This window comes from Pseudomonas sp. ICMP 561 (assembly GCF_002699985.1).
GTDB lineage: Bacteria > Pseudomonadota > Gammaproteobacteria > Pseudomonadales > Pseudomonadaceae > Aquipseudomonas > Aquipseudomonas quasicaspiana.
The window spans coordinates 48,163-71,967 of the sequence record NZ_LKBT01000010.1; the positions used below are offsets into that span (position 1 = coordinate 48,163).

Genomic DNA, 23,805 nt, shown 5'->3' on the forward strand with positions numbered 1-23,805 from the left:
GCCTCACGTCGCCGCTTTAAATCCTTGAACCTACAAACCTTGCAACTGCTCCATCGGCCAGCGAGCCTGAACGCTGATGCTCAGATCTTCCTTCTGCCCCGCCAATAAACGCTGGCATCCAGCAAAAGCGATCATCGCGCCGTTGTCGGTACAGAACTCAGGGCGCGCATAGAAAACATTGCCTTTGAGCTCGCCCAGCATTTTTTCCAGAGACGCGCGCAGGGACTTGTTGGCGCTTACGCCGCCCGCAATCACCAGACGCTTCATGCCGGTCTGCTTCAGTGCCCGCTTGCATTTGATGGTCAAAGTCTCCACCACTGCCTGCTGGAAGGCCAGCGAGATGTCGCAACGAGTCTGCTCGCTGTCGTCTCCGACACTTTGGCACTGCTGCCAGGTCGTCAACGTGGAGGTTTTCAGGCCACTGAAGCTGAAGTCCAGCCCCGGGCGATCCGTCATTGGACGCGGAAAGACAAAACGCCCGGCCACACCTTTGGTCGCCAGTGCCGCAATTTCAGGTCCGCCTGGATACTGCAGGCCCATCATCTTTGCCGTTTTGTCGAAGGCTTCGCCCGCAGCGTCATCCAGCGTCTCGCCCAGCAACTCATACAGGCCAATGCCATCAACCCGAACCAGTTGCGTGTGACCACCGGACACCAACAAAGCGACGAACGGAAACTCCGGCGGCTGCGCTTCCAGCATCGGGGCCAGCAAGTGACCTTCCATGTGGTGAACACCCAGCGCCGGAATATCCCACGCGAACGCCAGCGCCTGAGCACACGAGGCGCCGACCAGCAAAGCGCCTACAAGGCCCGGCCCTGCTGTGTATGCGATAGCATCGATGTCTGTAGCGACAACGCCCGCGTCGGCTATAACCTGACGAATCAAAGGCAACATGCGCTTGACGTGATCACGCGAAGCAAGCTCCGGCACCACACCGCCATAAGCACGATGCAGGTCGATTTGACTGAACAATGCGTCGGCCAGCAGCCCGCGCTCACTGTCATAGAGCGCGACGCCGGTTTCGTCGCAAGAGGTTTCTAATCCCAGTACTAGCATGGGTTTGCGCCTTGTTTAGGCTGAATTCGAAGGCGCGCATAATAGTCGCCGCCCGATGCCCCGACCAGCGGTTTTCGATCAGAGGCTTTGCATTCCTCTCAATGAGGGGTTAACATCCGCAACCCTTAAAAACCGACGTACTTATGTGCAGTCTTTGCACGAGACGTTGACCCCGGTAATGAATGAAGGTAGCTCTGGATGCCAGCCGTCAAAGTTAAAGAGAACGAACCCTTCGACGTAGCTCTGCGTCGTTTCAAGCGCTCCTGCGAAAAAGCCGGTGTTCTGGCTGAAGTTCGTAGCCGCGAATTTTACGAGAAGCCTACTTCTGAGCGTAAGCGTAAAGCAGCAGCCGCTGTTAAGCGTCACGCCAAGAAAGTACAGCGCGAACAGCGCCGCGCCGTTCGTCTGTATTAATTTACAGACGTCTGTCGCAAGCTTCTGCAATGCCCGGCCCCAAAGCCGGGCTAGCGGCAGTTAAGGCACCGCATAAGCTACATCGAAGAAGCACACAGGTCGCACACGCGCACCTCACACTTCCTCAAAGCACGTCCCGCCTGAGATTCAGGCCACGTTGATCACGTCGTTATGACGAATGCATCAAGGTGAATGACGAGTATGCCTTGATGATCTTCGCAAGAAGCTCAGCCAAGGCAGCGTCGCCCTCGACACGCTGAGCACAACGAATCCGTAACCGGTATTCGGTTTGCTACAAACAGCAACATGCTTAAAAGCCGCCACTGCCTGATTTCTGCTGCCTGATGTTAACAGCAGGTCACGGGTAGATTGCTGGCAGCTACTATTCCAGATAATGATGAGCAGCCGCGCTCAAGTCAGGCTGTGCATGCCTTTGTGGCATTACAGAAAGACCTGCTGCAGCCGTTACATCCTGGATTCGCCACGAGCCTCATGGCGGAACGCTTGATATGAGAACGATATGGCCGGGCTGATTCCCCAAGGCTTCATTGACGACCTCCTGAACCGCACCGACATTGTCGATGTTGTCAGCTCACGTCTGCAATTGAAGAAAACCGGGAAGAACTTCAGCGCCTGCTGCCCGTTCCACAAGGAAAAGACGCCGTCTTTCAGCGTCAGCCCCGACAAGCAGTTCTACTACTGCTTTGGTTGCGGCGCAGGGGGTAACGCCCTTGGTTTCATCATGGACCACGACAATCTGGACTTCGTCCAGGCCGTCGAAGACCTGGCGAAATCAGCGGGCATGGAAGTTCCCAGAGAACAAGGTACTAAAGGGCAAAAGCCCCGCCAGCCTGTGGACTCGCCGCTTTACCCGCTGCTGACAGCCGCCGCCGAGTATTACCGCCTTGCGCTGAAGAACCATCCATCGCGCAGAGCCGCAGTGGAATACCTGAAAGGTCGCGGCCTTTCCGGTGAAATTGCTCGTGACTTCGGCCTTGGCTTTGCCCCGCCCGGCTGGGACAACCTGCACAAGCACTTGAGCAGCGATACGCTTCAACAGAAAGCCATGATTGATGCCGGCCTGTTGATCGAGAATGCCGAAACCGGCAAGCGCTATGACCGCTTCCGCGACCGGGTGATGTTTCCGATCCGCGACAGTCGCGGCCGGGTCATCGCTTTTGGCGGACGGGTATTGGGTGACGACAAGCCCAAATACCTGAACTCGCCGGAAACACCTGTATTCCATAAGGGCCAAGAGCTTTACGGCCTGTTCGAAGCACGCAAATTCAATCGCAACCTCGATGAAATCATCGTGGTCGAAGGCTACATGGACGTCATCGCTCTCGCCCAACAAGGCTTGCGTAATGCCGTTGCAACACTGGGCACCGCGACCAGCGAAGAACACTTGAAGCGGCTGTTCCGGGTTGTACCCAACGTCCTGTTCTGCTTTGACGGCGACCAGGCGGGTCGCAATGCCGCATGGCGCGCACTGGAGGCAACGCTTTCCAGCCTGCAGGACGGACGCCGCGCACGATTTCTGTTTCTGCCCGAAGGCGAAGACCCGGACACCCTGGTTCGCGCTGAAGGCACCGACGCGTTCAAAGCCCGTATTCATCAGCATGCGCAGCCGCTGGCCGACTACTTCTTCGAACAGCTGACCAAAGAAGCAGACCCACGCTCCCTTGAGGGCAAGGCCCACATGGCCACCCTGGCAGCACCGCTGATCGACAAAGTGCCCGGCGCCAACCTGCGCACGCTCATGCGTCAACGACTGACGCAGATAACCGGCCTGAGCAACGAAAACGTCAGCCAACTGGTGCAGAACGCACCGGCGGAGGCACCCCCGAGTTACGACCCGGGCTTCGATTACGACGCGATGCCCGACTATGCTGATTACCAGCCACAGGTCGGATACGAAGCCCCTCAGCAAGAATGGACGCCGAAAAAATCCGGCGGCCAGGGCCAGAAAAAGTGGGAAAAGAAGCCGTGGGACAAAAAAGGTAAGCGTGGAGATGACGAACCACGTGCCCCGCGGACGCCGACGACCGTCGAACCACCAACGTTGACGGCATTGAGAACACTTCTGCATCACCCGGAGCTGGCCGAGAAAGTCGAAGATGCCAGCCACCTGGCGGCAGAAGATCATATTTATGCGCAGCTACTGGTCGCTTTGCTCGAAGCCTTGCAAAAAAATCCGAAGCTGCGCTCGCTGCAACTGATCGCCCGCTGGCACGGCACAGAACAAGGCCGATTGCTGCGAGCATTAGCGGAAAAGGAATGGTTGATCTCGGCCGATAACCTTGAACAACAGTTTTTCGACACTATAACTAGGTTATCCGCCCGCCAACGCGAGCGAAGCCTGGAGCAATTAATCAGGAAGGAACGCCAGTCAGGCCTGGACGCGGAGGAAAAACTTCTGCTGCTCAAGCTGTTAAATCGGAATGTTCCTGCACAAACCCCGACCTCAACTGGCGCGTGAGGTCATAGCTCGGGTATAATCCCCGGCTTGTTTTTTGCCCGCCAAGACCTTCAGTGGATAGGGTGTTATGTCCGGAAAAGCGCAACAGCAGTCTCGTATCAAAGAGTTGATCACCCTGGGTCGTGAGCAGAAGTATCTGACTTACGCAGAGGTCAACGACCACCTGCCTGAGGATATTTCAGATCCCGAGCAGGTGGAAGACATCATCCGCATGATTAATGACATGGGGATCCCGGTACACGAGAGTGCCCCGGATGCGGACGCCCTGATGCTGGCCGACGCCGATACCGATGAGGCAGCCGCAGAAGAAGCGGCCGCAGCGTTGGCAGCGGTTGAGACCGACATTGGTCGCACCACTGACCCTGTGCGCATGTATATGCGTGAAATGGGTACGGTCGAGCTTCTGACACGTGAAGGCGAAATCGAAATCGCCAAACGTATCGAAGAAGGCATTCGTGAAGTGATGGGCGCAATTGCGCACTTCCCAGGCACGGTTGACCACATTCTCTCCGAGTACACCCGTGTCACGACGGAAGGCGGTCGCCTGTCCGACGTGCTGAGCGGCTACATCGACCCGGATGACGGCATTGCGCCGCCAGCTGAAGTCCCGCCGCCTGTTGACCCGAAAACAGCCAAGGCTGCCGAAGGCGATGACGACGAGGAAGAGAAGGACGAGTCTTCTGACGACGAAGAAGAAGTCGAAAGCGGTCCCGATCCGATCATTGCCCAGCAGCGTTTCGGTGCGGTTTCCGATCAAATGGAAATCACCCGCAAAGCCCTGAAAAAGCACGGCCGTGACAGCAAGCAAGCGATTGCCGAGCTGGTTGCACTGGCTGAGCTGTTCATGCCGATCAAACTGGTCCCTAAACAGTTTGAAGGTCTGGTTGAACGCGTTCGTAGCGCACTTGAGCGCCTGCGTGCTCAGGAACGCGCCATCATGCAGTTGTGCGTACGTGATGCACGTATGCCGCGCGCCGATTTCCTTCGCCAGTTCCCAGGCAACGAAGTCGACGAAAGCTGGACGGATGCGCTGGCTAAAGGCAAAAGCAAATACGCTGAAGCCATTGGCCGCCTGCAGCCTGATATCCAGCGTTGCCAGCAGAAGCTGACCGCGCTGCAGACCGAAACCGGTCTGACCATTGCTGAAATCAAGGACATCAACCGTCGCATGTCGATCGGCGAGGCCAAGGCCCGTCGCGCGAAGAAAGAGATGGTTGAAGCGAACCTGCGTCTGGTGATCTCGATCGCCAAGAAGTACACCAACCGTGGCCTGCAATTCCTCGACCTGATCCAGGAAGGCAACATCGGCTTGATGAAGGCGGTGGACAAGTTCGAATACCGTCGTGGTTACAAGTTCTCGACGTACGCCACATGGTGGATCCGTCAGGCCATCACTCGCTCGATCGCCGACCAGGCACGCACCATCCGTATTCCGGTGCACATGATCGAGACGATCAACAAACTCAACCGTATTTCCCGGCAGATGTTGCAGGAAATGGGGCGCGAGCCGACCCCGGAAGAGTTGGGCGAACGCATGGAAATGCCTGAGGATAAAATCCGCAAGGTATTGAAGATCGCTAAAGAGCCGATCTCCATGGAAACCCCGATCGGTGATGACGAAGATTCGCACCTGGGTGACTTCATCGAAGACTCGACCATGCAGTCGCCAATCGATGTCGCTACCGTCGAAAGCTTGAAAGAAGCAACTCGCGAAGTTCTGTCGGGCCTTACCGCCCGTGAAGCCAAGGTTCTGCGTATGCGCTTCGGTATTGATATGAATACCGACCACACGCTGGAAGAAGTGGGCAAACAGTTCGACGTGACTCGTGAGCGTATTCGTCAGATTGAGGCGAAGGCTCTGCGTAAGTTGCGCCACCCGACAAGAAGCGAGCACTTGCGCTCGTTCCTTGACGAGTAAGCGAGCAAAGCTGCACACAAAACCCCCGGCCCTGCCGGGGGTTTTGCATTATGGGTCGCAAATTTTCAACTTGGAGCGACGGTTTTCTCACTACGGCTACACTCTTCGGAGTGCCATCACGCCATCATGAGGCTGCCATGTTACAACTGTCGGCCATTATTCTGACGTACGCTCTAGGTTCTACAGCGGCTGCCGCGAACACGGAAGACCTTTCTACCCTTTACTCCGGGGTAATCTCAGTTTCGCAATTCATGAGCGTTAGCTCGCTCCCTGGACCTACGGCCCTTTATGCGACGTCATCCATGCCGTCGGCCAGTGCAAACCCAACGAGCATCAACACCCCCTCTACAGCATCTGAATCCGGATCAGAGCTGATGCCACGCACCAGCGGCACATCCCTCAAGGAAAGCTTCCTGCTATACGGCCTGCCGGGGCTTTTACTGCTTTCAACTGTCTTGATCATCGTGATTCGTGTGAACCGTCAACTGAGCTCGGAAATCACCCGAAGGATGGAGCTGGAGCAACAACTCCGAAGTAGCGAGTATCACTACCGCGGGATGGTCGAGAGCCTGTCGGCAATTGCCTGGGAGGCCAACCCGGAAGATTATTGCTACAACTACGTCTCACCTCAGGCTGAGAGCCTGCTGGGCTACCCGCTTCATCAATGGAAGGAACCGGGGTTCTGGCAGAGCATCGTGCACCCTCAGGACTTGCAGAAGACTGAAGCGCTGTGCAGAGAAGCCGCCAGCAGCGGCAACGATCACAGTGTCGACTACCGCGTCATCAGTGCTGACGGCCGAACACTCTGGATACGCGACATCGTCAGTTTGATAAAGCAGGGTCGTAAGTCCGTCATGCGCGGGCTGATGATCGACATCAGCGAAACCAAGCAAACCGAAGAAGCCCTGCGACTTTCCGAAGGTAAATTCGCCTCGGTATTCGCTCAGTGTCCGGACATTCTGGTGATTGCCAGCCTGGTGGACGGCGCCGTTCTGGAAGCCAATACCGCATTTGTCGACCAGATAGGCTTCCCCGTGGCTGACATCATTGGGCGGACACCCACCGAACTCGACATCTGGGGCATTCCAGGCATAGGCCCCGGGATACTGGAACGACTACAGAAAGGCAGCATCCGCAACCTTGAGATGCCCTTTCGGCGCAAAGACGGCCGCATGTTTTCCGGGCTGGTTTCCGCCGAACCTTTTGACCTGGACTCCACGCCAGCGGTAGTCGTTGTCGTGCGGGATATCACCCAGCTCAAACAGGCCCAGCAAGAACTTCAGATGTCTGAAGAGAAGTTCGCCAAATCATTCCATTCCTCACCGGACGGCCTGCTGATTACTCGTCAGCGCGATGGGATGCTGGTCGAGGTCAACGAAGGGTTCAGCCGCATCACCGGTCACGAAAGCTCGACTTCACTGGATCAGTCCGTCATCGATCTTGGAATCTGGGCGAATCTGGACGAGCGTAGCAAGCTGCTGGAGCAGTTGAACCGCGAAGGTTTCGTCCGTGATTTTCGTAGCCACATCAGGCACAAGGATGGTCAGATTCGGCTGTGTGAAATCTCGTCACGGCCACTGCTAATCGGCGGCGAAGCGTGCATGCTGACCATCGCCCGGGACATCACCGAGCGTCATCAGATGCAGGAAAAGCTGCAACTGGCTGCCACTGTCTTCGAGAGCACTGCGGAGGGCGTGTTAATCACCGATACCCGACAGCGAATAAACGCGGTCAATCGGGCCTTCAGCGAAATTACCGGCTATAGCGAGCAGGAAGCGCTTGGTCAAACACCGAGCCTGATGGCTTCAGGTCTGCATGACAGCGCGTTCTATGCAGCCATGTGGTACCAGTTGACCGCTGAAGGACATTGGCAGGGAGAAATAACAAACCGCCGAAAAAACGGGGAGGTCTACCCAAGCTGGCTGACGATCAGCGCGGTCCGAAACAGGGAACAGTTCATCACCCACTTCGTCGCAGTCTTCGCCGACATTTCAAGCCTCAAACATGCTCAAGCACGCCTGGACTATCAAGCTCATCATGACCCGCTGACCGGTCTGCCCAATCGAACGCTTTTCGAAAACCGCCTGCAAGCGGCCTTGCTGCACAGCATGGAATCCAACAGCCTTGGCGCGGTGCTGTTCCTTGACCTTGATCGCTTCAAGCACATCAACGACAGCCTCGGACACCCCGTGGGCGACCTGCTGCTCAAGGGCATAGCACAACGCCTCAAAGAAACCCTGCGCGACATCGACACCGTGGCGCGCCTGGGCGGAGACGAGTTCATCATCCTGCTGCCGGGCCTGCTGCACCCGAGCGACGCCGAAACCATCGCCGCCAAGCTACTGGCCTGCTTCACCGCACCGTTTCAGGCCGGGGAACATGAGTTCTTCATGAGCGCCAGCATCGGCAGCTGCCTGTTCCCTACCGACGGTCACGACGTGGCAACCGTGGTGAAAAACGCCGATGCCGCCATGTACCGTTCAAAAGCCAAAGGTCGCAACCGCGTCGAAAGCTATACACAGGACCTGACCTCACAGGCCAGCGCCCGCATCGCTCTCGAACATGAACTACGCCGAGCCATCGAGCGTAATGAGTTCAGCCTTTGCTATCAGCCGAAAATCAGCCTGCTCAACCAACAGCTGGTTGGCGCAGAAGCCCTGCTTCGCTGGACACATCCCACTTTTGGCGAAGTACCACCTGAGCATTTCATTCCGTTGGCTGAAGAGAACGGCATGATTCTGCAGATCGGCGATTGGGTGCTGGAACGCGCCTGCCTGCAACTGTTCGAGTGGAACAAGCTTTACGCCCCTTTCGGCGCGCTCTCAGTGAACCTCGCTGGCGCACAGTTACGCCAGCCCAATCTGCTGGCCCGGATCGAGCAACTGCTCTCTGACCACAACCTGGCCCCCGACTGCCTGCAACTGGAGATCACCGAAAACTTCATCATGAGCCAGGCCGAAGAAGCCCTCGCCGTCCTGCACAAACTCAAAAACCTCGGCGTACAACTGGCCATTGATGACTTCGGCACAGGCTACTCATCCCTGAGCTACCTGAAACGCCTGCCACTGGACATCCTGAAAATCGACCAGTCATTTGTGCGCAGCCTGCCCGACGATCCACACGACGTCGCCATCGTCCGCGCCATCATCGCCCTGGGCCGCAGCATGCAATTGACCGTCATCGCCGAAGGCGTAGAGAACAACGAACAACAGCAATTCCTCGCCAACGAAGGCTGTGAACAGATCCAGGGCTACATCGTCAGCCTCCCTCTCCCACCCGATGAATTCAGCTCGAAATTTCTTCGTACGACTCTTTCGGACTTTTCGGATAGCACAGCATCGAAACCGCCGTTATAATCCGCGGCCTACTGAGGGCCTATAGCTCAGTTGGTTAGAGCAGGGGACTCATAATCCCTTGGTCCACGGTTCTTATGTGGTATGAATGTCGGTGTGGCATTTGGAACCGTTTTTTGATAGATTTATGTGACGTTTTAGGGCCTCTAGCTCATGTTGGTTAGAGCAGCGGACTTAGCAGCTCAGTACCTAACCCTAACGGCATGGTGCTGAACGAATGGGTTGCCTTGGGGTAAGTTAACTCTGCCTCTTGGTAGAATCGCTCAAATTCGGGGAAGCCTCTGTTTCGACGTGGTAATCCCGAGCCAAGCCTTGATATTTGAGGAAGGTGTAGAGACTGTACGGGCGAGCCGTAAAGGTAAGAGACAGTCCAGACCACAAACCCGAAAGGGGCAGCGAAAGCTGTAGCTGGTACGCATAATCCGTTGGTGCCCGGTTCGACTCCGGGGGGGCCCACCATTTCCTAAGCCAGACCATTCGGTCTGGCTTTTTCACTTCGGCATGAATGGAAATTCATATGCCAGTAGCATCGATCGTGCTCCGTTGGCTTAACCCACAGCGGCAGATTGATTGATTTTTCACTATTGATGGCAGAGCCGCGCTGCCTGAAAAACCTCCTCCCAAACTTTTTTGTTGACACCGCGACCTCCACACACAATGCTGAAAAACGGTGTGGTACTTGGAACGTGGTACGAATGAAAAATTTTATTCTGGCTGAAGCCCCTCTGACGAGCGAGGCGACTTACCTCCTACTCCACCTCAATCCGGACGTGCCCGACGACACACGTGAGTTTAAGCCTTTCTCTCACTACTCGACCTGGCTAGCGAATCAAGGCTACGCCCCGAATACGACTAAGGCCTACTCCGAACATGTAGCGCGGTTCATTGACTATGTGTACGAGGCGTCACAGACCCAATTCCCGGTAGACGTCGAGGTCAATATTGAGACAATCATCTTCAGCTACCAAGCGTTCCTGCTTTTTGGGAGAGGTGCCGCCAATCCAATAGCAAGCAGACTGGCCGAAAGCCTTGCTAAGGAGCGACTCACAGGTCACAACTCGCTCTCCCAGACCATCGAATCTTCAATACGCTGGTTTCTGCAAGTCGCAGAGTCTAAAAATAGGATCGCACCCGACCAATTGTTCAGCGCGTTTTACACGAGCCACGCCGACTACAGGAGCCAGTACGAGATCTCTGCACAGAGGGCCAATTCTTGGCTAGCGGGCGTCATCCGCGATTCACTCAACGCCGTTTTGCCCAAGCGCAAACGGGACACTCTGTTTCCCCAGGCAAAGCGAAGAGACAGGAAAAATGACAAGCAGCCGTTCAAAACTGTCGCTTTTCCTATCGAACGGTCTGTCGACTTGGTTAGACAGGCTAAGCCGAAAAAGGCAAAGACCTTCTACCGAGACATGGCACTTTACGCCTTGCTTGCGGCAACGGGAGCCCGGTCAAGCGAGGCGCTGCAAATCCGGATGTGCGACATCGATTGTGACGAATTCGCAGTGTTCCTTCGAAGCCCATTTGGTCGCAAGACACCGGGTGTCACAGAGGCGGAATACAAGCATCTTGCATGGAAAGGGCGCGAGACCGAACTGACCTACATGATTGAACCGTTCGCTCGGATCTTCTGGGAAAACCTAGAGAAATACCTGGGACTTGAATACAACTCAAGCGTCGATCATGACTTCGTTTTTCAAAACTCGAACGGAAGGCCATATTTCGCTAGCGACAGAAGCAGTCGTGACAAGACCTTCAAGGGCTACGCAACCAAAGCGGGCATAAGCGACATCACCGGGATCAGCCCACATTCGCTAAGGCACATGTACGGCACCTACACGCTGAACTACATGCCGGTACCAGGACAAGCTACGCCCGGCTTTCCGATCACCTACGTAAAGATCCTCATGGGTCACTCCAGCGTCACGTCTACGATGAAATACGCTAAGCACGATACAGACATCATCGAGGCTTATCTGGAGCACGCAAACCAATACGTAACGCAACGCGGGGAAGACTCTCTCAAAACAATACGAGAAGAATTTCATTCCCGACAGCTTGAGATATTGAGGGCAGAGGCCGCCAGAATCGAAGGATCCAAACATGATTAACCTCACCAAGGACATCATTATTGTCAAATCCGGGGAGGACTTGGAGAGGTCGATCAAAGACGCGATCACACAGGCAAAGGAATGCGTCTGCAGAGAAGTGTTCGACACAAATCATATACCCATTAGCAAAATCACGAGCGGCTCTCGGAATGAGTATTACAACGCCTCCGTGGTGAGGATTTTTGATGGTCACCTGAATGCCTCGAATGCCCCTGCATACGATGAGGAATGGGTACGCAGGCTTCACATTTGCTCAAAGAAAACACCTGCTCTCGCAATTGCCAAGTCTGTAGTGCCGAAAACATCTCATGACTGGCTGAACAAATCCGCTCTAGAGCGTCTCAGCAGGGATAGTCTCTTGATATTGCATTTCCTATGGCAATCCAAAGTGGTGTTGCTGCCAGCGGATGTGAAAAAGCCAGTGATAGGAAGTACAGCAGCAAATTCAAAAGCCACTTCGAATACCTTTGAATTCGCAGCAGCCACATATACTGAAGTGTTGGCTTTAGTTAGCCGTCCGTTCGTACCTCACGCCTTCCAAGAAGGCGTCCCAGACATTACGACCGTAATGAAATTGACTGCGATCAAAAACTTCGAATGGTATGCGTGGCGGATGATCCGGTGCACAGACTGGCATCGAATTGAAGATATTGATCCCAATGATATTGATGCCCTTGTAATGCATCTCACCTTGGCACGCAGGGGCGAAGTAGACTGGTTTGTATATCCAATGGCCCCCGCAGCTTTTTGGACATATGTCCAGAAGCTTTACCCCGACCGTTATCAACGACGAACAACGGGACACTCGACGCAACCCGACGCGGCAGCGTATGGAAAAAACGATGCTCTTGGTGACACAGGGCAGTTCGACGAACAGACGGTGATAATCAATATCTGGAATAAATACCAAACCAAATTCGTTGAGCTTCAAAAATCCCGTGGGATGAAAACCTACGACTCTTACACCAAAAGCTTCGCGGTTCTGAATAATTTTCTGTTTTACGATCTACCTGCATCGACAGGCAAGCTCCCCCCACTCCCGAATGAGCTAACTCGCAACCATATCGAAGGGGATGGATACGTTGGATTGTTGGGGTATCTCCGCAAGGGAAGGACGAATTCTACCATCCAGCACTTGTTATATAAAATTGACGCCCTGTTCAACTACTTGTCAGCGCATTCGAAGAGTGACCACAGGCTGGCAGGGTTTGCCAATCCCATATGCGACATTGATTTTCCAGTGGTGAAACGTAATTCTGGATCTAATAAACCAGCGTTTGGCTCAGAGCATTTTCCGCATCTGCTGCAGTATAGCTATGCGATTGAGTCGTTTGCCAGCTACCTTGCAACCAAGGTGCATGAAGAACAAATAAAGCTATACTCACCAGAATATCAATCAGACGTTGAAACCAAGGATTGGAACGAGGCACACAAGGTAGTTCAAACGGAAAAATTTGGCTACGTGCCAATTGTATTTTATCGCAACCCCCAATTTGACATATCACAACCTAAATCAAAATCGAATCAACTCATGAGGTATGAGGCCCTGCACCTGGTCTCAAGATCCATTGTCCCCATTGTTGATCGCGCTGTTGAAAACAATGGCGAATGGGTGTTCTACCCACAGTTGAATTACATTAGACACAATATCGTTGCGTTGGAAACAGGCATTCGCAGCATTCACATACGATGGCTGGACAAACGTAGTTACGGCAAAAATATCGACCGTTCAAGATCACTGCCTCCCCTCTGCAAGCTGCACGTTAACACAGACAAGGTGAACGGCCCTTGGGATGCCACGGTATGTAAATCAGTGATTGAAGTGCTGGATCGTCAGAATTCCATGCTCACATGGTTTGACGATGCGTCTCTTGATACAGAAGTATGGTATGACCACCACGAGGACAGTCCGTTTGGGAAAATTATTTCAATCTTCTCAAAAGGTGAAACTCCAGGAGTCTTGCACAGCGGAGCCTATGCTAAATATTTTAAGAGGCTAATTTATTCCTTTGATCTATTCTGCCGATTCCAACTTGGTATCAATTCTACTAACTCGATGCCGGAAGAATTATCAGGCATTGAATCCATTGAAGATCCAAACGATTTTTTGGCAGCTGTGAAACTAGAGAGTCATGCCTCCAAACTCATTGAACACACGCCCCACTCGTGCCGTGTGTCGGTTGTATCGGAATTCATAAGAATTCTGCCCCCTCACATTATTGGCGCACACATTACAGGTCATGCGACTGAAGCACACGTCATGTATTACGCCAAAGTCGATCCAGCTTACCTGAGAACAGTGGCTGAATATCAAAAAATGAGAATTGAGCATGGGTGGGAATTTGATCGCCCGGCAATGTCCACCATCAAGGCTGAAGATGTCGCCTCCAAGCTTCAGCAGGCATTTCGTAGAGACAAGGAAAAAGCCCTCGTCGATTTTGGCGCAATATCGTTCGATCGCGAGACCAAAGATGATGTGGTATCGGGGGTGAAGACTGCGAGACAACGCTCCCTCGATTCGCTGGCCTTTATGCCCACCCACATCTGCCCAGTAGGCAACCAATGCACGGCAGATGTTGTTAGAGACCTTGGCGCTGTGCCGGGATCGGTGATGCCCTGTGGTGGCTGCTACCTCTCAATCAAGACCGTTGACCACCTCCCCAGGATTCACGGCCACATCCGCGTGCTCACTGATGAATGCAGCGAGCTGGAAAGCCACATCGCCGAGGCTAAAAAGAATGGGGCATCGCCAGAAAGCCTGGTACACAGAGCCAACCATCGCAAATTTCTGGCTTCAGAAATTATCTCGTGGAGCATCACCGCTCATTGCCTTGAGCAGATGCTGAACGACATCAAAGCACGGTCGAGCTTCTTGATAGAGAAGCCTGAAATCGTATCGGAGCATTTGGAACGTCTGGAGCTGAAAGACCACACGCTGACCAACCTGATAGCCAGGACTTCCGAAGCCAAATCACATGCAGAGTATTTCACGCCTCAGTTGAAGCATCAGATCATGGTTGCGCGGAACAAGCTTCTAGCGTTCACGGGAGATTTCAATCGAATGCTGCAGGAAGCTCCTACTGGATTCACGCTGATCGACGAATTCAGAGGCCTGATTCGATCGACGTGTGAGGTGCTCGGCCTTTCCCTGCATGACCTGAGCGAAGCCATGGGCAAGCCCATAGCTTTAGACCGTCCCGATTCCATTCTGAAGCTGATTTCCAGTCCAGGGAGCGTCCCAGCATGACCAAGGGAGCTAAGCCGGGTCAGAATCGCTTTGCGGGCTCTCAAAAGCGAAGCCGCGACTACCGGACTATTCGAATCAAGGAAGAAGTCATTCCCAAACTGAAGGCCTTTGCCGGGAAGACATCCTTCGATGGCGTAACTCCGTTTTCCAGGTTTTGTGCGGAGCTGTACAACGACGGTCTTCCTGTGAACGAGAAACCGATCGGATACCGAACCCTTGTTCAGAACGATGAGTATTGGGCGCTGATCGGCCCGATCTACTACAAGTATTGGGATTCGACAGGCACGGAATCCACGAAAGATAAACTTGTAGGTAAGCTGGCTGTAAAGCGCGCAGATCTGCTTCAAGCCGACGTAGAAAGGCTAAAGAAAGAAGCTGACGCTCTACGAGCTGCGCTACGCATCCATGGTGCTTCTCCAGCACCTCTTCCGGATGCGAAACACACCGATCAAGGATTCATGGCGAAATTCGACAAGACATGTCGGGCGCTCAAGCTCGTGCTTGATGCCAGCGACGGAATGTTTGCGGTTGATATGCAGGCTAACAAGATCACTTGTGCATTCAACGATCTTGAGCCGACGGAAGGGCTTGCGCCAAGAGAGCTCGTCGAGCCATTCATTGCCTGGATCAAATCTAGGGAGAAGAATCATGGTGGGCAGTGAGCAGAAACGCTCTCCCTATGAGCGCTATAAGGATTACGTTGCCCAGCTGGAACAGGCCGGCAAGAAATTTCCTGTGAATCAGTTTGGAGATATCAACTTCAGCAAAATCGCTGACGAGTGCGGTAATCGTCGCCAGTGGTTTTCCGAAAGTGCCAAGAAAGTCTTCGGCCCCCAAGCGGACGCCTTGGAGCGGATCATCGCCAAGGACATCCGACGCGTTGGCAGCGAATTCGCCCCACCCAAAGATCCCGAATCTGTCCTGGTGGATATCGCCGATACGAAGAGTCGCGAAGCCAATCGCCTGCGGGCTGTCCTTGAGCAGAAATCAAAGGAAAACGATCTGCTTCGTGACCAGGTAGAGCGGCTGTCTGCTGAGGTGCGACTGCTCCGTGCTAATGCGGCTGAAGTCAGTGGCCAACAAGAGCTGATGATTGATTCGGGAAGGTCATTCATCTTATGAGCAATCTATCCGGCGTGATTCAAGTTAGCTCGGTAAAGCCCGGCAGTATCGGGGGCGCGATTTTTTCTGGCCGCATCATCGGCCAAAACAAGATCTACACATGCAAAGCCAGCTACAAAATCATTACTCGCGTTCCTCAACCAGGTGAATGCTGGCGAGTAGACGGGTCGATCGTGGGGCATGATCAATACCGAGATTTTGTATTGGTCGAAAACTGCCACATTGTGAATCTCCCTGTGGCTGCGTATGTCGAGCGCTTGCTGATAAAGCATCCTGCTTTTCGGGGTCTTTCCTTTGGTAAAGCCAAGGTAAGCAAGCTCATCAAGGAGTTTGGAGCAGACAACTTGGCCCAGAGCCTGACGGCTGGGAGAGTGAGCCACCTAGGAGAAGTGATCAATCCAGACCTTGCCCAAAAGGTTGTGGATGCTTGGGCAGCACTCCAGAACGAGATATCAACCATTGAATTTCTCATGGCGCACAATTTCGATCCGGGGCTGGCCAAGAGCATCCTGAGAGTATGTCAAACAGATACGGTGGAGCGCCTAAAGCGCAACCCGTACAGTCTGATTGCGTTCCACGGTGTTCATCCAAAACTCTGGAGCACCGTGGAGGCCGCCGCATTCAAGCTGGGTATTTCTCAAGACGATCCGCGCCGCCTGGCAGGTATGGTTGAGTACATCCTTTACCTTCGCCTAGATCAAGGGCATACCGCGTGCCCAGTTGATGACCTGAGAGCCCAGCTTAGACAAAAGCTCCCCTCCTCCATCCTCGTTGACCTGGCAATATCATCAGCGCTTGATAGACGTGCGGTGTGCGTGAAAAAGCTGCAAGGCATGACGCTGATCCAACCGCTCGGAGCAGCCTTGGTCGAAAGCCAACTTGAGCAACATGTGGCACAGTTGTCGTCTGCTCAAGGCTCTCTTCTTCACGGATCGCCTCAGGAAATCTCGCGTGCCATAGAAGAATACTGCTCAGACACGACTGCTTCCGCTGCACACTCTCTCACTCCGGAGCAGAAGAATGCGGTCTTAATGGCACTCACCAATCGAATCAGCACCCTTACAGGATTCGGGGGCACTGGAAAGACAACTGTGCTGAAAGCCATTGTGGATATTGCCTCCAGATACCGTCCCGTCCACGTTTTGGCCTTGAGCGGCAAAGCCAAGGAGCGCGCCAAAGAAGCTATTGATCGAGACACTTATACGATCCATAGCTTCCTGATCAAAATCCGTAGCAGCGAGTCTGACCTCAACAGCGGTGGTGATCCACTCGTAGTGGTCGACGAAGCCAGCATGGTCGACATCGCGTTGATGCTGAAGCTTCTGAACGCCTTTGCGAAGAAGGAATTGTCACTCCTGCTTTCGGGAGACACAGGGCAGTTATCTCCAGTTGGTTACGGCATTTTCTTTCATGCCCTGGCAAAGTCGAAAGCAATACCCTCTACACACCTGACCAAGGTTCACAGGACAATTGGGAGCAGTGACCTTCAAAGAACAGCCATGCAGGTGCGCTCAGGGGAGCTGGATGCCCTCCCAGCTTGGAACGGAGAGAGGGAGGGCGTGTATTTGATCCCATGCACCAGCACGCAGGATCTACTAACTCACCTGGCCAAACTCAAAAAAATCATCCCAGACGCTCAGATTCTGACCCCGCATATGTCAGATCGCATGCCTGACTCCGGCAACAAAATTAACAACTATCTTCAAGCCGCTCTTCAGAACACTGATGAGTCGCAAGGGATCAAGATGGGGAAATTCTGGTTGCGAGTTAACGACCCTGTCATCGTCACCCAGAACAGCTACGAGTATAATCTGTTCAATGGCAACACCGGAGTAATGACCGGACTCACATCGGTCGATGGCGAAATCGCCGGTATCTTCACGTTCAACGGGGCCGAGATTACGCTTTCCAGGATGGACTTGTTCCTGCTCGGAATGAAGCTCGCTTACGCGATTTCAATCCATAAGGCCCAAGGTAGCGAGTACCAAACCTCTATCATCTGCTCGCTGAGCCAAAGTGAGTTCGTGGAACGTAGCATGCTGTACACCGGCATTTCGCGTTCAAAGCGGTTGGCACTGATCCTGAGTACGCAAGAGATCGTGCAGCAAGGAGTTGCTCGACCTAACCGCAGCGACACTCTCTGTGTCGGATTTTCGGTTTAACTCCAACATCCACACCCTGCCCCCCATCTCGGTGTCACTTTGTCAAAAAAAATCACGGAGTGTCTGCCCGGCGAAGCTCGGGTAGAAACCGTTATTTTTATTGACAACACCATGTTCAGCGAAGCGATCAGCCTTGGCTCTGGAAGTGGTTAGGCTTTGCCTGACCGATTCCCGAGCCCCTCGGGCGGTGTAGAGCGGGGTCTGGGGCAGCGCCCCAGGGTGTAGCTTTCCTGGCTAAAAAGCGCAGTCAAACTGTCTTATACAAATACGACACCCATGTTGCATATGTAATATTATGATTTTTCATTCATTAAACGTCTTTCAGCCCACGTGCATGCTAGATTTCATCCTCATAACGACCGGACGGACAGTGTCCTAACCCCAAATATATGCACCACATAAGGGTTCGAGTCCGTGTGGGCCCACCAAATTAAAAAGCCGCGCTAATGCGCGGCTTTTTTTGTCACTCCGCCGCGCACACCAGAGCGGCTCAAACTAATCGACACCTAAGCAAATCCACGTCAAGCCTATTGCTGACGGCATCGGTATGGAATGATTGAGGATATACCTAAATGGGTATATATTTTTGTAGCTGTTTCTAGGGAAGCAAAGTCGTTGGTGAAGTCGTTGTTTTGGATAGCAAGCAGTCGAAAAGACTTGCTGCAGATGCCCGAGGACGTACGGGATGTTTTTGGGTATGCCCTGCATCTCGCTCAGGATGGAGGGAAGCACGCTCAAGCCAAACCTCTGAAGGGGTTCTCAGGAGCTGGGACGCTTGAGATCGTTGAAGACCACGATGGCGATACTTATCGAGCGGTTTACACTGTGAAATTCGGAACAGCTGTCTATGCGCTGCACTGCTTTCAAAAGAAATCGAGTACAGGCATCAAGACTGCACAACACGATATTGACCTGATCAAATTACGGTTAAAAGCGGCGGAAGAACACGCGAAGGGTTTGAAAAATGATTGAGATCGAAGAAGGTAGCGGCAACGTCTACGCTGACCTCGGCCAGGATGACGCCAAGGAGATGCTGGTCAAGGCTCAGCTAGCGTCGAAGATCGGCGGCATCATCAAAGCTCGCCATCTGACTCAGCTCGAAGCAGCTGAAATCCTGGGCATGCCTCAGCCCAAAGTGTCCGAAATGCTGCGCGGGAAATTCAGAGGAATCAGCGAGACCAAGATGATCGACTGCCTGTCTCGACTTGGGCGTGACGTTCAGATAGTCGTCAAGACAGCGCCTCGTTCGCGTCATGGTGTGGGACGTGTTGAAGTTGTGTTTGCTTGATCGGGCGTTAAGTTACGACGACACTGCCAAGCAAAGGATGGCAAAACCGTTGGAGCGAGGCTTGCCCGCGAAGAACGAAGACGCGCTGTTCCTGACTTACCTAATCGACTGATTCGCGGGCAAGCCTCGCTCCAACATGGTTATGGTCGACCATCTTGCTGGGTGAACATTGGATGCCTCACAGGTTTGCCCCACAGAAGTTCGTTTCAGCTCAGCCCTGCAGTCAATCCACCACCACATGCGGCAAGAACCGGCTGCTGTCCTTGGTGATCAGGCTGTCGTCTTCCCGAATGCCAATCCCTGAAGCCACATCGCCCACGACCCATGAACCAATGAGTGTGTAGCTGTCGCCGAAACGTGGCAGCGGCGCGAATTGCTGCAGGATGTAGGGGGCGTCGTTGTAGGGGCCGTCTTCGAAAATGACTTCGTCACCAGGGGTGCGGATTTCGATGTTGGCGCCTTCGCGGGAGAAGTAGGGTTTGCGGACCCAGCCTTTCGGGACAGGCGCTCGCGGGTCTTTGTCGACGAAGGTCGGCAGCAGATTCGGATGGCCTTCGTTGAATTTCCAGAGCAGCGGCAGAATGCCTTTGTTGGAGATGATGGACTTCCACGCAGGCTCGATGAATTGCGTGTCGCATTGCGGGACTGCCTGCCCATGAGGCTCGTGGAACACGTGTTCCCAGGCATGCAGTTTGAAAATACGCTCGATCCAGCGGCCTTCAAGGTCGACGAAGCGGCCTTGGGAGTTGAGGCCGATGTCTTCGATGTCGATGTGCCGGGTTTCGATGCCGACGTGTTCCGCCATCTTGCGCAGGAACTCAGTGGTGCCTCGGTCTTCTGCTGAACCTGACATGGCGGAGAAGTAGAACGGCCCGCCCTCTCTGATGGCTGCGAAAGCCCGGACCAGATCTTCTGCCAGCGAATTGAACTGCGAGGCATGTGCAGGCAAGACGCCTCGGGCGATTTGCTCTTCCAGCCAGATAAGCTGAAATGCGCCAGCTTCATAGGCAGAAGTTGGCGTGTCCATATTGCCTTCCAGCAGCTTAGCCGGATTCACGCCGTCATAACTGAAGTCGAAGCGCCCGTACAAATGTGGGTGCCCTTCCTTCCAGGACGTCCGGACCAGATCGAAGAACGCTGGCGGGATGGCCAGTTCAGTCAGCAACTCCTCGCTTTCCACCACCCGCTCGACGGCATCCATACACATGGCATGAAGCTCCTGAGTCGGAGCCTCGATGTCGCGGGTGATCTGGGCTTCGGAGAACTGGTAGTAAGCGCGCTCATCCCAATAGCGCTCGCCGTCGATGGTGTGGAAATCGAATCCCTCACGCTCGGCCGTCTCGCGCCAGTCAGGCCGCTCTTCGATACTGATCTTTTTCATGGCTGGCGCTCCCGTTAGCCGCCGAAACCGCTGCTTTTGCCGCCCCAGCCACTGCGCGCCGTTGCCTGGCTGCCAAAGCCGCCACGGGAAACCGATGACGAGACTGACGAGTTACGGCCCAGTGTGCTCTTGGAGTAGGTACCGGTTGAGCTGGTGCGCGCCTGAGTGGAATTGCCGAAGGTCTTGCCGCGCTCGATCTGACGCGACAGCGTCGAGGACTGATAGCCGCCGCGCGAGTCGCGCTCCTGATAAACCGGTTGGGAATAGTAACGACCGCCGCCACCACTGAACCCGTTGATCATGTTGCTGACCAACATGCCCATCAGAAACCCGTTGACGCCGGAGCTGGCGAAGCCTGAGCCCCCCGACTGGTTCGCCTGAGCCTTGGCAGCCTCGACCTGATCCTTGGGCAGCTCACCGGAAATCTCCAGCTGAAAGCCGCCCAGCTTGGGCGTGAATTTGCCGTCGGAATTCTGCTGGCAGTAATCAGGGACAAAATCCGCTTCACATGCGGCCGCATTGTCGTACGTTGGCGCAATACGGCGGTGATCCGCCAGGGCCGTCATGTAGGCATCCGAGCACACATCGACGGGAACCTTCTGGTCCACGCAGGCTTGCACAGTCGGATACGTCTGCTGGGCCGTCACTTCCACAGTATCGGACTTGCTGCACGCACTGATGGCCAGCGGCAAGGTGCTGGCCAGGACCAGCTTCAAAGAACTACGTCTCATCGAATACTCCTTTCGATCACAGGCAATCAGGTCGACGGCGTCATGCAGGCCGAATTGAGGAAGCCGACACTGATCGAAACGCTGGCTGCGTAAATGGCAGCGGCCAGTTCGCCACGGGTGATGCGAGCCGAGAGGTCTTTGAGAACAAAATTGGTCGCGGTGAACGCCAACAATTGCACGACGGCTGCGATAAGCGCCCAGATCACCACGTCCAGCACACTGATGCTGTAAGTAATCACGTTACTGGCAGGCAGGGCGAAACCAATCAATGCACCGCCCAGCGCAATAGCTGCAGCGACATTGCCTTCACGAATCTGCACGAACTCCTTGTGCGGCGTCAGACGTGTGTAGGCCATCTGGAACAGAGCGAACAAGCCACCCGCCACAATGATGTAGATAATGAAGCTCAGCACGGATTGAAAGCTGAGGGACAAACTAAGCGCATCAAGCATTTTTACTTCCTTTTAGAGGACGGTGAAATCAGTGGATTGCAGCGTGACGCCAACCGAGGTCGTGAGCGAGACCACGCCCTCTTCATCCTCTTCGACAGACAGCAGCAAAAACTCGCGTCGATCAATCAAGCCCGTGTCGCGGGCGTACAGCATACTCAAATGCTCGATACGGTAGCTGCCATCCGGGTTGGCAACATGTTCAGTCATCGGCGTCAGCTCAGTCTGTCCTTGTTCAGTACCCCACTGGCGCTCGTACTCCCAGCCGTCATGCTCATACACTGGCAAACCGATTTTCGATTCAGGGCCCACCAGACGCTTCAATTCAGACTCGCTGTTGATGGTCACGACACTGCTGTAGCCGAACAGGATAACGTCCTGAACGTCTTCAGCCGCAGGGCCATTCATCATGACCTGCATCCAGTAGTCTTCATCTTCGAAATAGAAGCGCACCAGCCGGATGGACTGTCCGAGGTCAACATGGCCCACAGACCACACCACCTCTTCGTTGGGTACGACCAGTTCCGAATGCCCATCAAGCAGCAGCTTGAGGGAGTCATCAAGATCCAGCATGCGCCCGGTTGCCAGGCCAAACGGCGCGAGCAACGCAGCGCCATTCAACGGCGCGGTCGCGGCGGATGGCTTTGGCGGTGCCAGGCCCAAAGCTCGTTTGATCCAACTCATAATGCGTTTCCTTTCATTGACGCCAGAGCGATGCTCAGCGCGAAATTGCTCAAACTGATGGTTTTTCCACCAGCCCTTTTGCGTGCATCAGCCAGGCCACGACAATACCTGCAAGCGCGCCCGCAATGTGTGATTCAAACGAGACGCCCGGCACCGGTATGAAGCCCAGGATCAGTCCGCTGTAACCCACTAACGTGATCAATGCGACGGCGAAGCTGACCAGACTGCGCTGAAACCACGCGCGCGCCAACAGATAAGCCCACAACCCAAAGATCAATCCGCTGGCCCCGACATGAATCGTCGGCCGACCCACCATCCAGACCAACAGGCCGCCTAACAGCGTTACCAGCAAAACCACACGAACATAACGCTGCAAGCCTTCAGTTGCCACCAACCAGCTCAGCACGATAAAGGGCAGCAGATTACTCAGCAAATGACGAACAGAGCCGTGCAGAAAAGGAGAAAAAATAATGCCTTGCAGCCCCGACCAGGTCCTGGGAACCAGACCATGATTCAGGAGGCTGTTTGCGGTCAGCGAGTTAATCACCTGAACTGCAATCATCACAGCGGCAAGGCCAAGAATAACCCGTAGCCCGTTTCCGACATTCATGTAGGCACCGTTCGAATCAGACGAAGGCTATCGAGAAAAGCAAACAGAAAAAAGGGGCAAACGGGTATCCGCCTGCCCCTCTTTAAACGATGTTACTGACCCGCGTTGCCGCCTTGGTTCTGCGCCTTGAGGCGAGCCAGCACGTCAGCAGCGCCACCGGTTTTCGCACCGATACCGGCGTCCTGCAGACGACGCTCAAGATCACCGCCATTGGCGGCGTCCGCGAGCTCTTCCGCGGCTTCCAGCTTGGCATCCTGCTCGTCCTGACGCTGCTTGATGCGCGCCAGCGAACCCACTGCAGTTTCCAGACGACCATTGGCACCGCCCGTGGCTGCCGCGGCGTTGATCTGCGCTTTCTGCACGCTGTCACGCGCCTTGGCCATGTCGGCTTGCTGACGCAGGCCTTTGATCTGGCTTTCGGCCTTGGTGACCTGAGCCGTCAACTTGGTGACCTGAATGCCGAACTGGTCAGCTGCGGCTTTTTCCTGATCGCGCAGTGCAGTCAGTTCGGAAACCTTTTCCGCACATTCCAGAGCCAGGCCTTCTTCGCCCTTGTTCATGGCGGCGATGGCTTTCTGTTCCCAGTTGGCGATGTTCTTGTCGTGTTCATCCACACGCTGTACGGACAGCTTGTGTTTGGCTTTGATCTGGATCAGTTGATTGCGAGCGGCGAGCATAGAGGCATCGGCGTCACGGATTTCCTGGTCCAGAATTCGGAGTGCCTGAGCGTCGACGATTGCCTCACCGACCTCGGAGGCGCCGCCACGCATAGCGGTAACCATTTTCTTCCAAAGGCTCAT

General features: G+C 54.4%; 18 protein-coding genes and 1 pseudogene. 12 read left to right on the plus strand and 7 right to left on the minus strand.

Annotated elements, in window-relative coordinates; genetic code table 11:
* Positions 1–30: 30 nt before the first annotated feature.
* The gene (tsaD, locus tag AO242_RS09200) at positions 31–1,056 is read right to left on the minus strand and encodes a tRNA (adenosine(37)-N6)-threonylcarbamoyltransferase complex transferase subunit TsaD (protein WP_027899462.1); all 1,026 of its coding nucleotides are present in this window, start codon (positions 1,054–1,056) and stop codon (positions 31–33) included.
* Between the two features lie 198 nt (positions 1,057–1,254).
* Between tsaD and rpsU the strand changes: the two genes are divergently transcribed.
* From rpsU to AO242_RS29655, 12 genes and pseudogenes are all read left to right on the plus strand, one after another.
* Positions 1,255–1,470, plus strand: coding sequence for a 30S ribosomal protein S21 (gene rpsU / locus AO242_RS09205; protein WP_002551877.1), 216 nt, complete (start codon positions 1,255–1,257; stop codon positions 1,468–1,470).
* A 520-nt stretch (positions 1,471–1,990) separates the two neighbouring features.
* Positions 1,991–3,949 carry a DNA primase gene (gene dnaG, locus AO242_RS09210; RefSeq protein ID WP_027899463.1) on the plus strand — a complete coding sequence of 653 codons (1,959 nt, stop codon included), beginning with the start codon at positions 1,991–1,993 and terminating at the stop codon, positions 3,947–3,949.
* Positions 3,950–4,016: 67 nt separating this feature from the next.
* Positions 4,017–5,867, plus strand: a complete 1,851-nt coding sequence (gene rpoD / locus AO242_RS09215) for an RNA polymerase sigma factor RpoD (protein WP_027899464.1) — start codon at positions 4,017–4,019, stop codon at positions 5,865–5,867.
* 413 nt (positions 5,868–6,280) lie between these two features.
* Positions 6,281–9,223: pseudogene (locus tag AO242_RS09220) on the plus strand (sensor domain-containing protein); the annotation flags it as partial.
* A 692-nt stretch (positions 9,224–9,915) separates the two neighbouring features.
* Positions 9,916–11,331, plus strand: a complete 1,416-nt coding sequence (locus tag AO242_RS09230; RefSeq protein WP_099268479.1) for a tyrosine-type recombinase/integrase — start codon at positions 9,916–9,918, stop codon at positions 11,329–11,331.
* Positions 11,324–14,578, plus strand: a complete 3,255-nt coding sequence (locus AO242_RS09235; RefSeq protein ID WP_099268480.1) for a hypothetical protein — start codon at positions 11,324–11,326, stop codon at positions 14,576–14,578. The genes AO242_RS09230 and AO242_RS09235 overlap by 8 nt, the downstream gene beginning before the upstream one ends.
* Positions 14,575–15,240, plus strand: coding sequence for a hypothetical protein (locus AO242_RS09240; protein ID WP_099268481.1), 666 nt, complete (start codon positions 14,575–14,577; stop codon positions 15,238–15,240). The genes AO242_RS09235 and AO242_RS09240 overlap by 4 nt, the downstream gene beginning before the upstream one ends.
* Positions 15,227–15,700, plus strand: coding sequence for a hypothetical protein (locus AO242_RS09245; protein ID WP_099268482.1), 474 nt, complete (start codon positions 15,227–15,229; stop codon positions 15,698–15,700). Before AO242_RS09240 ends, AO242_RS09245 begins: the two co-directional genes overlap by 14 nt.
* Complete coding sequence (locus AO242_RS09250; RefSeq protein ID WP_099268483.1) at positions 15,697–17,862, plus strand: AAA family ATPase; 2,166 nt, start codon at positions 15,697–15,699, stop codon at positions 17,860–17,862. Before AO242_RS09245 ends, AO242_RS09250 begins: the two co-directional genes overlap by 4 nt.
* Before the next feature lie 660 nt (positions 17,863–18,522).
* Complete coding sequence (locus tag AO242_RS09255) at positions 18,523–18,834, plus strand: type II toxin-antitoxin system RelE/ParE family toxin (RefSeq protein WP_441343359.1); 312 nt, start codon at positions 18,523–18,525, stop codon at positions 18,832–18,834.
* Positions 18,827–19,150 (plus strand): helix-turn-helix domain-containing protein, encoded by a 324-nt coding sequence (locus tag AO242_RS09260; RefSeq protein ID WP_099268484.1) that lies wholly within the window; start codon positions 18,827–18,829, stop codon positions 19,148–19,150. Before AO242_RS09255 ends, AO242_RS09260 begins: the two co-directional genes overlap by 8 nt.
* Positions 19,128–19,262 (plus strand): hypothetical protein, encoded by a 135-nt coding sequence (locus AO242_RS29655; RefSeq protein WP_257153404.1) that lies wholly within the window; start codon positions 19,128–19,130, stop codon positions 19,260–19,262. The genes AO242_RS09260 and AO242_RS29655 overlap by 23 nt, the downstream gene beginning before the upstream one ends.
* Before the next feature lie 111 nt (positions 19,263–19,373).
* Here the strand turns inward: AO242_RS29655 and AO242_RS09265 are convergent, their stop codons facing one another.
* From AO242_RS09265 to AO242_RS09290, 6 genes are all read right to left on the minus strand, one after another.
* Positions 19,374–20,531, minus strand: coding sequence for a glutathionylspermidine synthase family protein (locus AO242_RS09265; RefSeq protein ID WP_027899468.1), 1,158 nt, complete (start codon positions 20,529–20,531; stop codon positions 19,374–19,376).
* A gap of 14 nt (positions 20,532–20,545) precedes the next feature.
* Positions 20,546–21,262 (minus strand): DUF1190 domain-containing protein, encoded by a 717-nt coding sequence (locus AO242_RS09270; RefSeq protein ID WP_027899469.1) that lies wholly within the window; start codon positions 21,260–21,262, stop codon positions 20,546–20,548.
* Between the two features lie 26 nt (positions 21,263–21,288).
* Positions 21,289–21,714, minus strand: coding sequence for a DUF350 domain-containing protein (locus tag AO242_RS09275; RefSeq protein ID WP_027899470.1), 426 nt, complete (start codon positions 21,712–21,714; stop codon positions 21,289–21,291).
* A 12-nt stretch (positions 21,715–21,726) separates the two neighbouring features.
* Positions 21,727–22,395 carry a DUF2491 family protein gene (locus AO242_RS09280; protein ID WP_027899471.1) on the minus strand — a complete coding sequence of 223 codons (669 nt, stop codon included), beginning with the start codon at positions 22,393–22,395 and terminating at the stop codon, positions 21,727–21,729.
* 49 nt (positions 22,396–22,444) lie between these two features.
* Positions 22,445–23,005 (minus strand): rhomboid family intramembrane serine protease, encoded by a 561-nt coding sequence (locus AO242_RS09285; RefSeq protein ID WP_099268485.1) that lies wholly within the window; start codon positions 23,003–23,005, stop codon positions 22,445–22,447.
* A gap of 92 nt (positions 23,006–23,097) precedes the next feature.
* The gene (locus AO242_RS09290) at positions 23,098–23,805 is read right to left on the minus strand and encodes a PspA/IM30 family protein (protein ID WP_027899473.1); all 708 of its coding nucleotides are present in this window, start codon (positions 23,803–23,805) and stop codon (positions 23,098–23,100) included.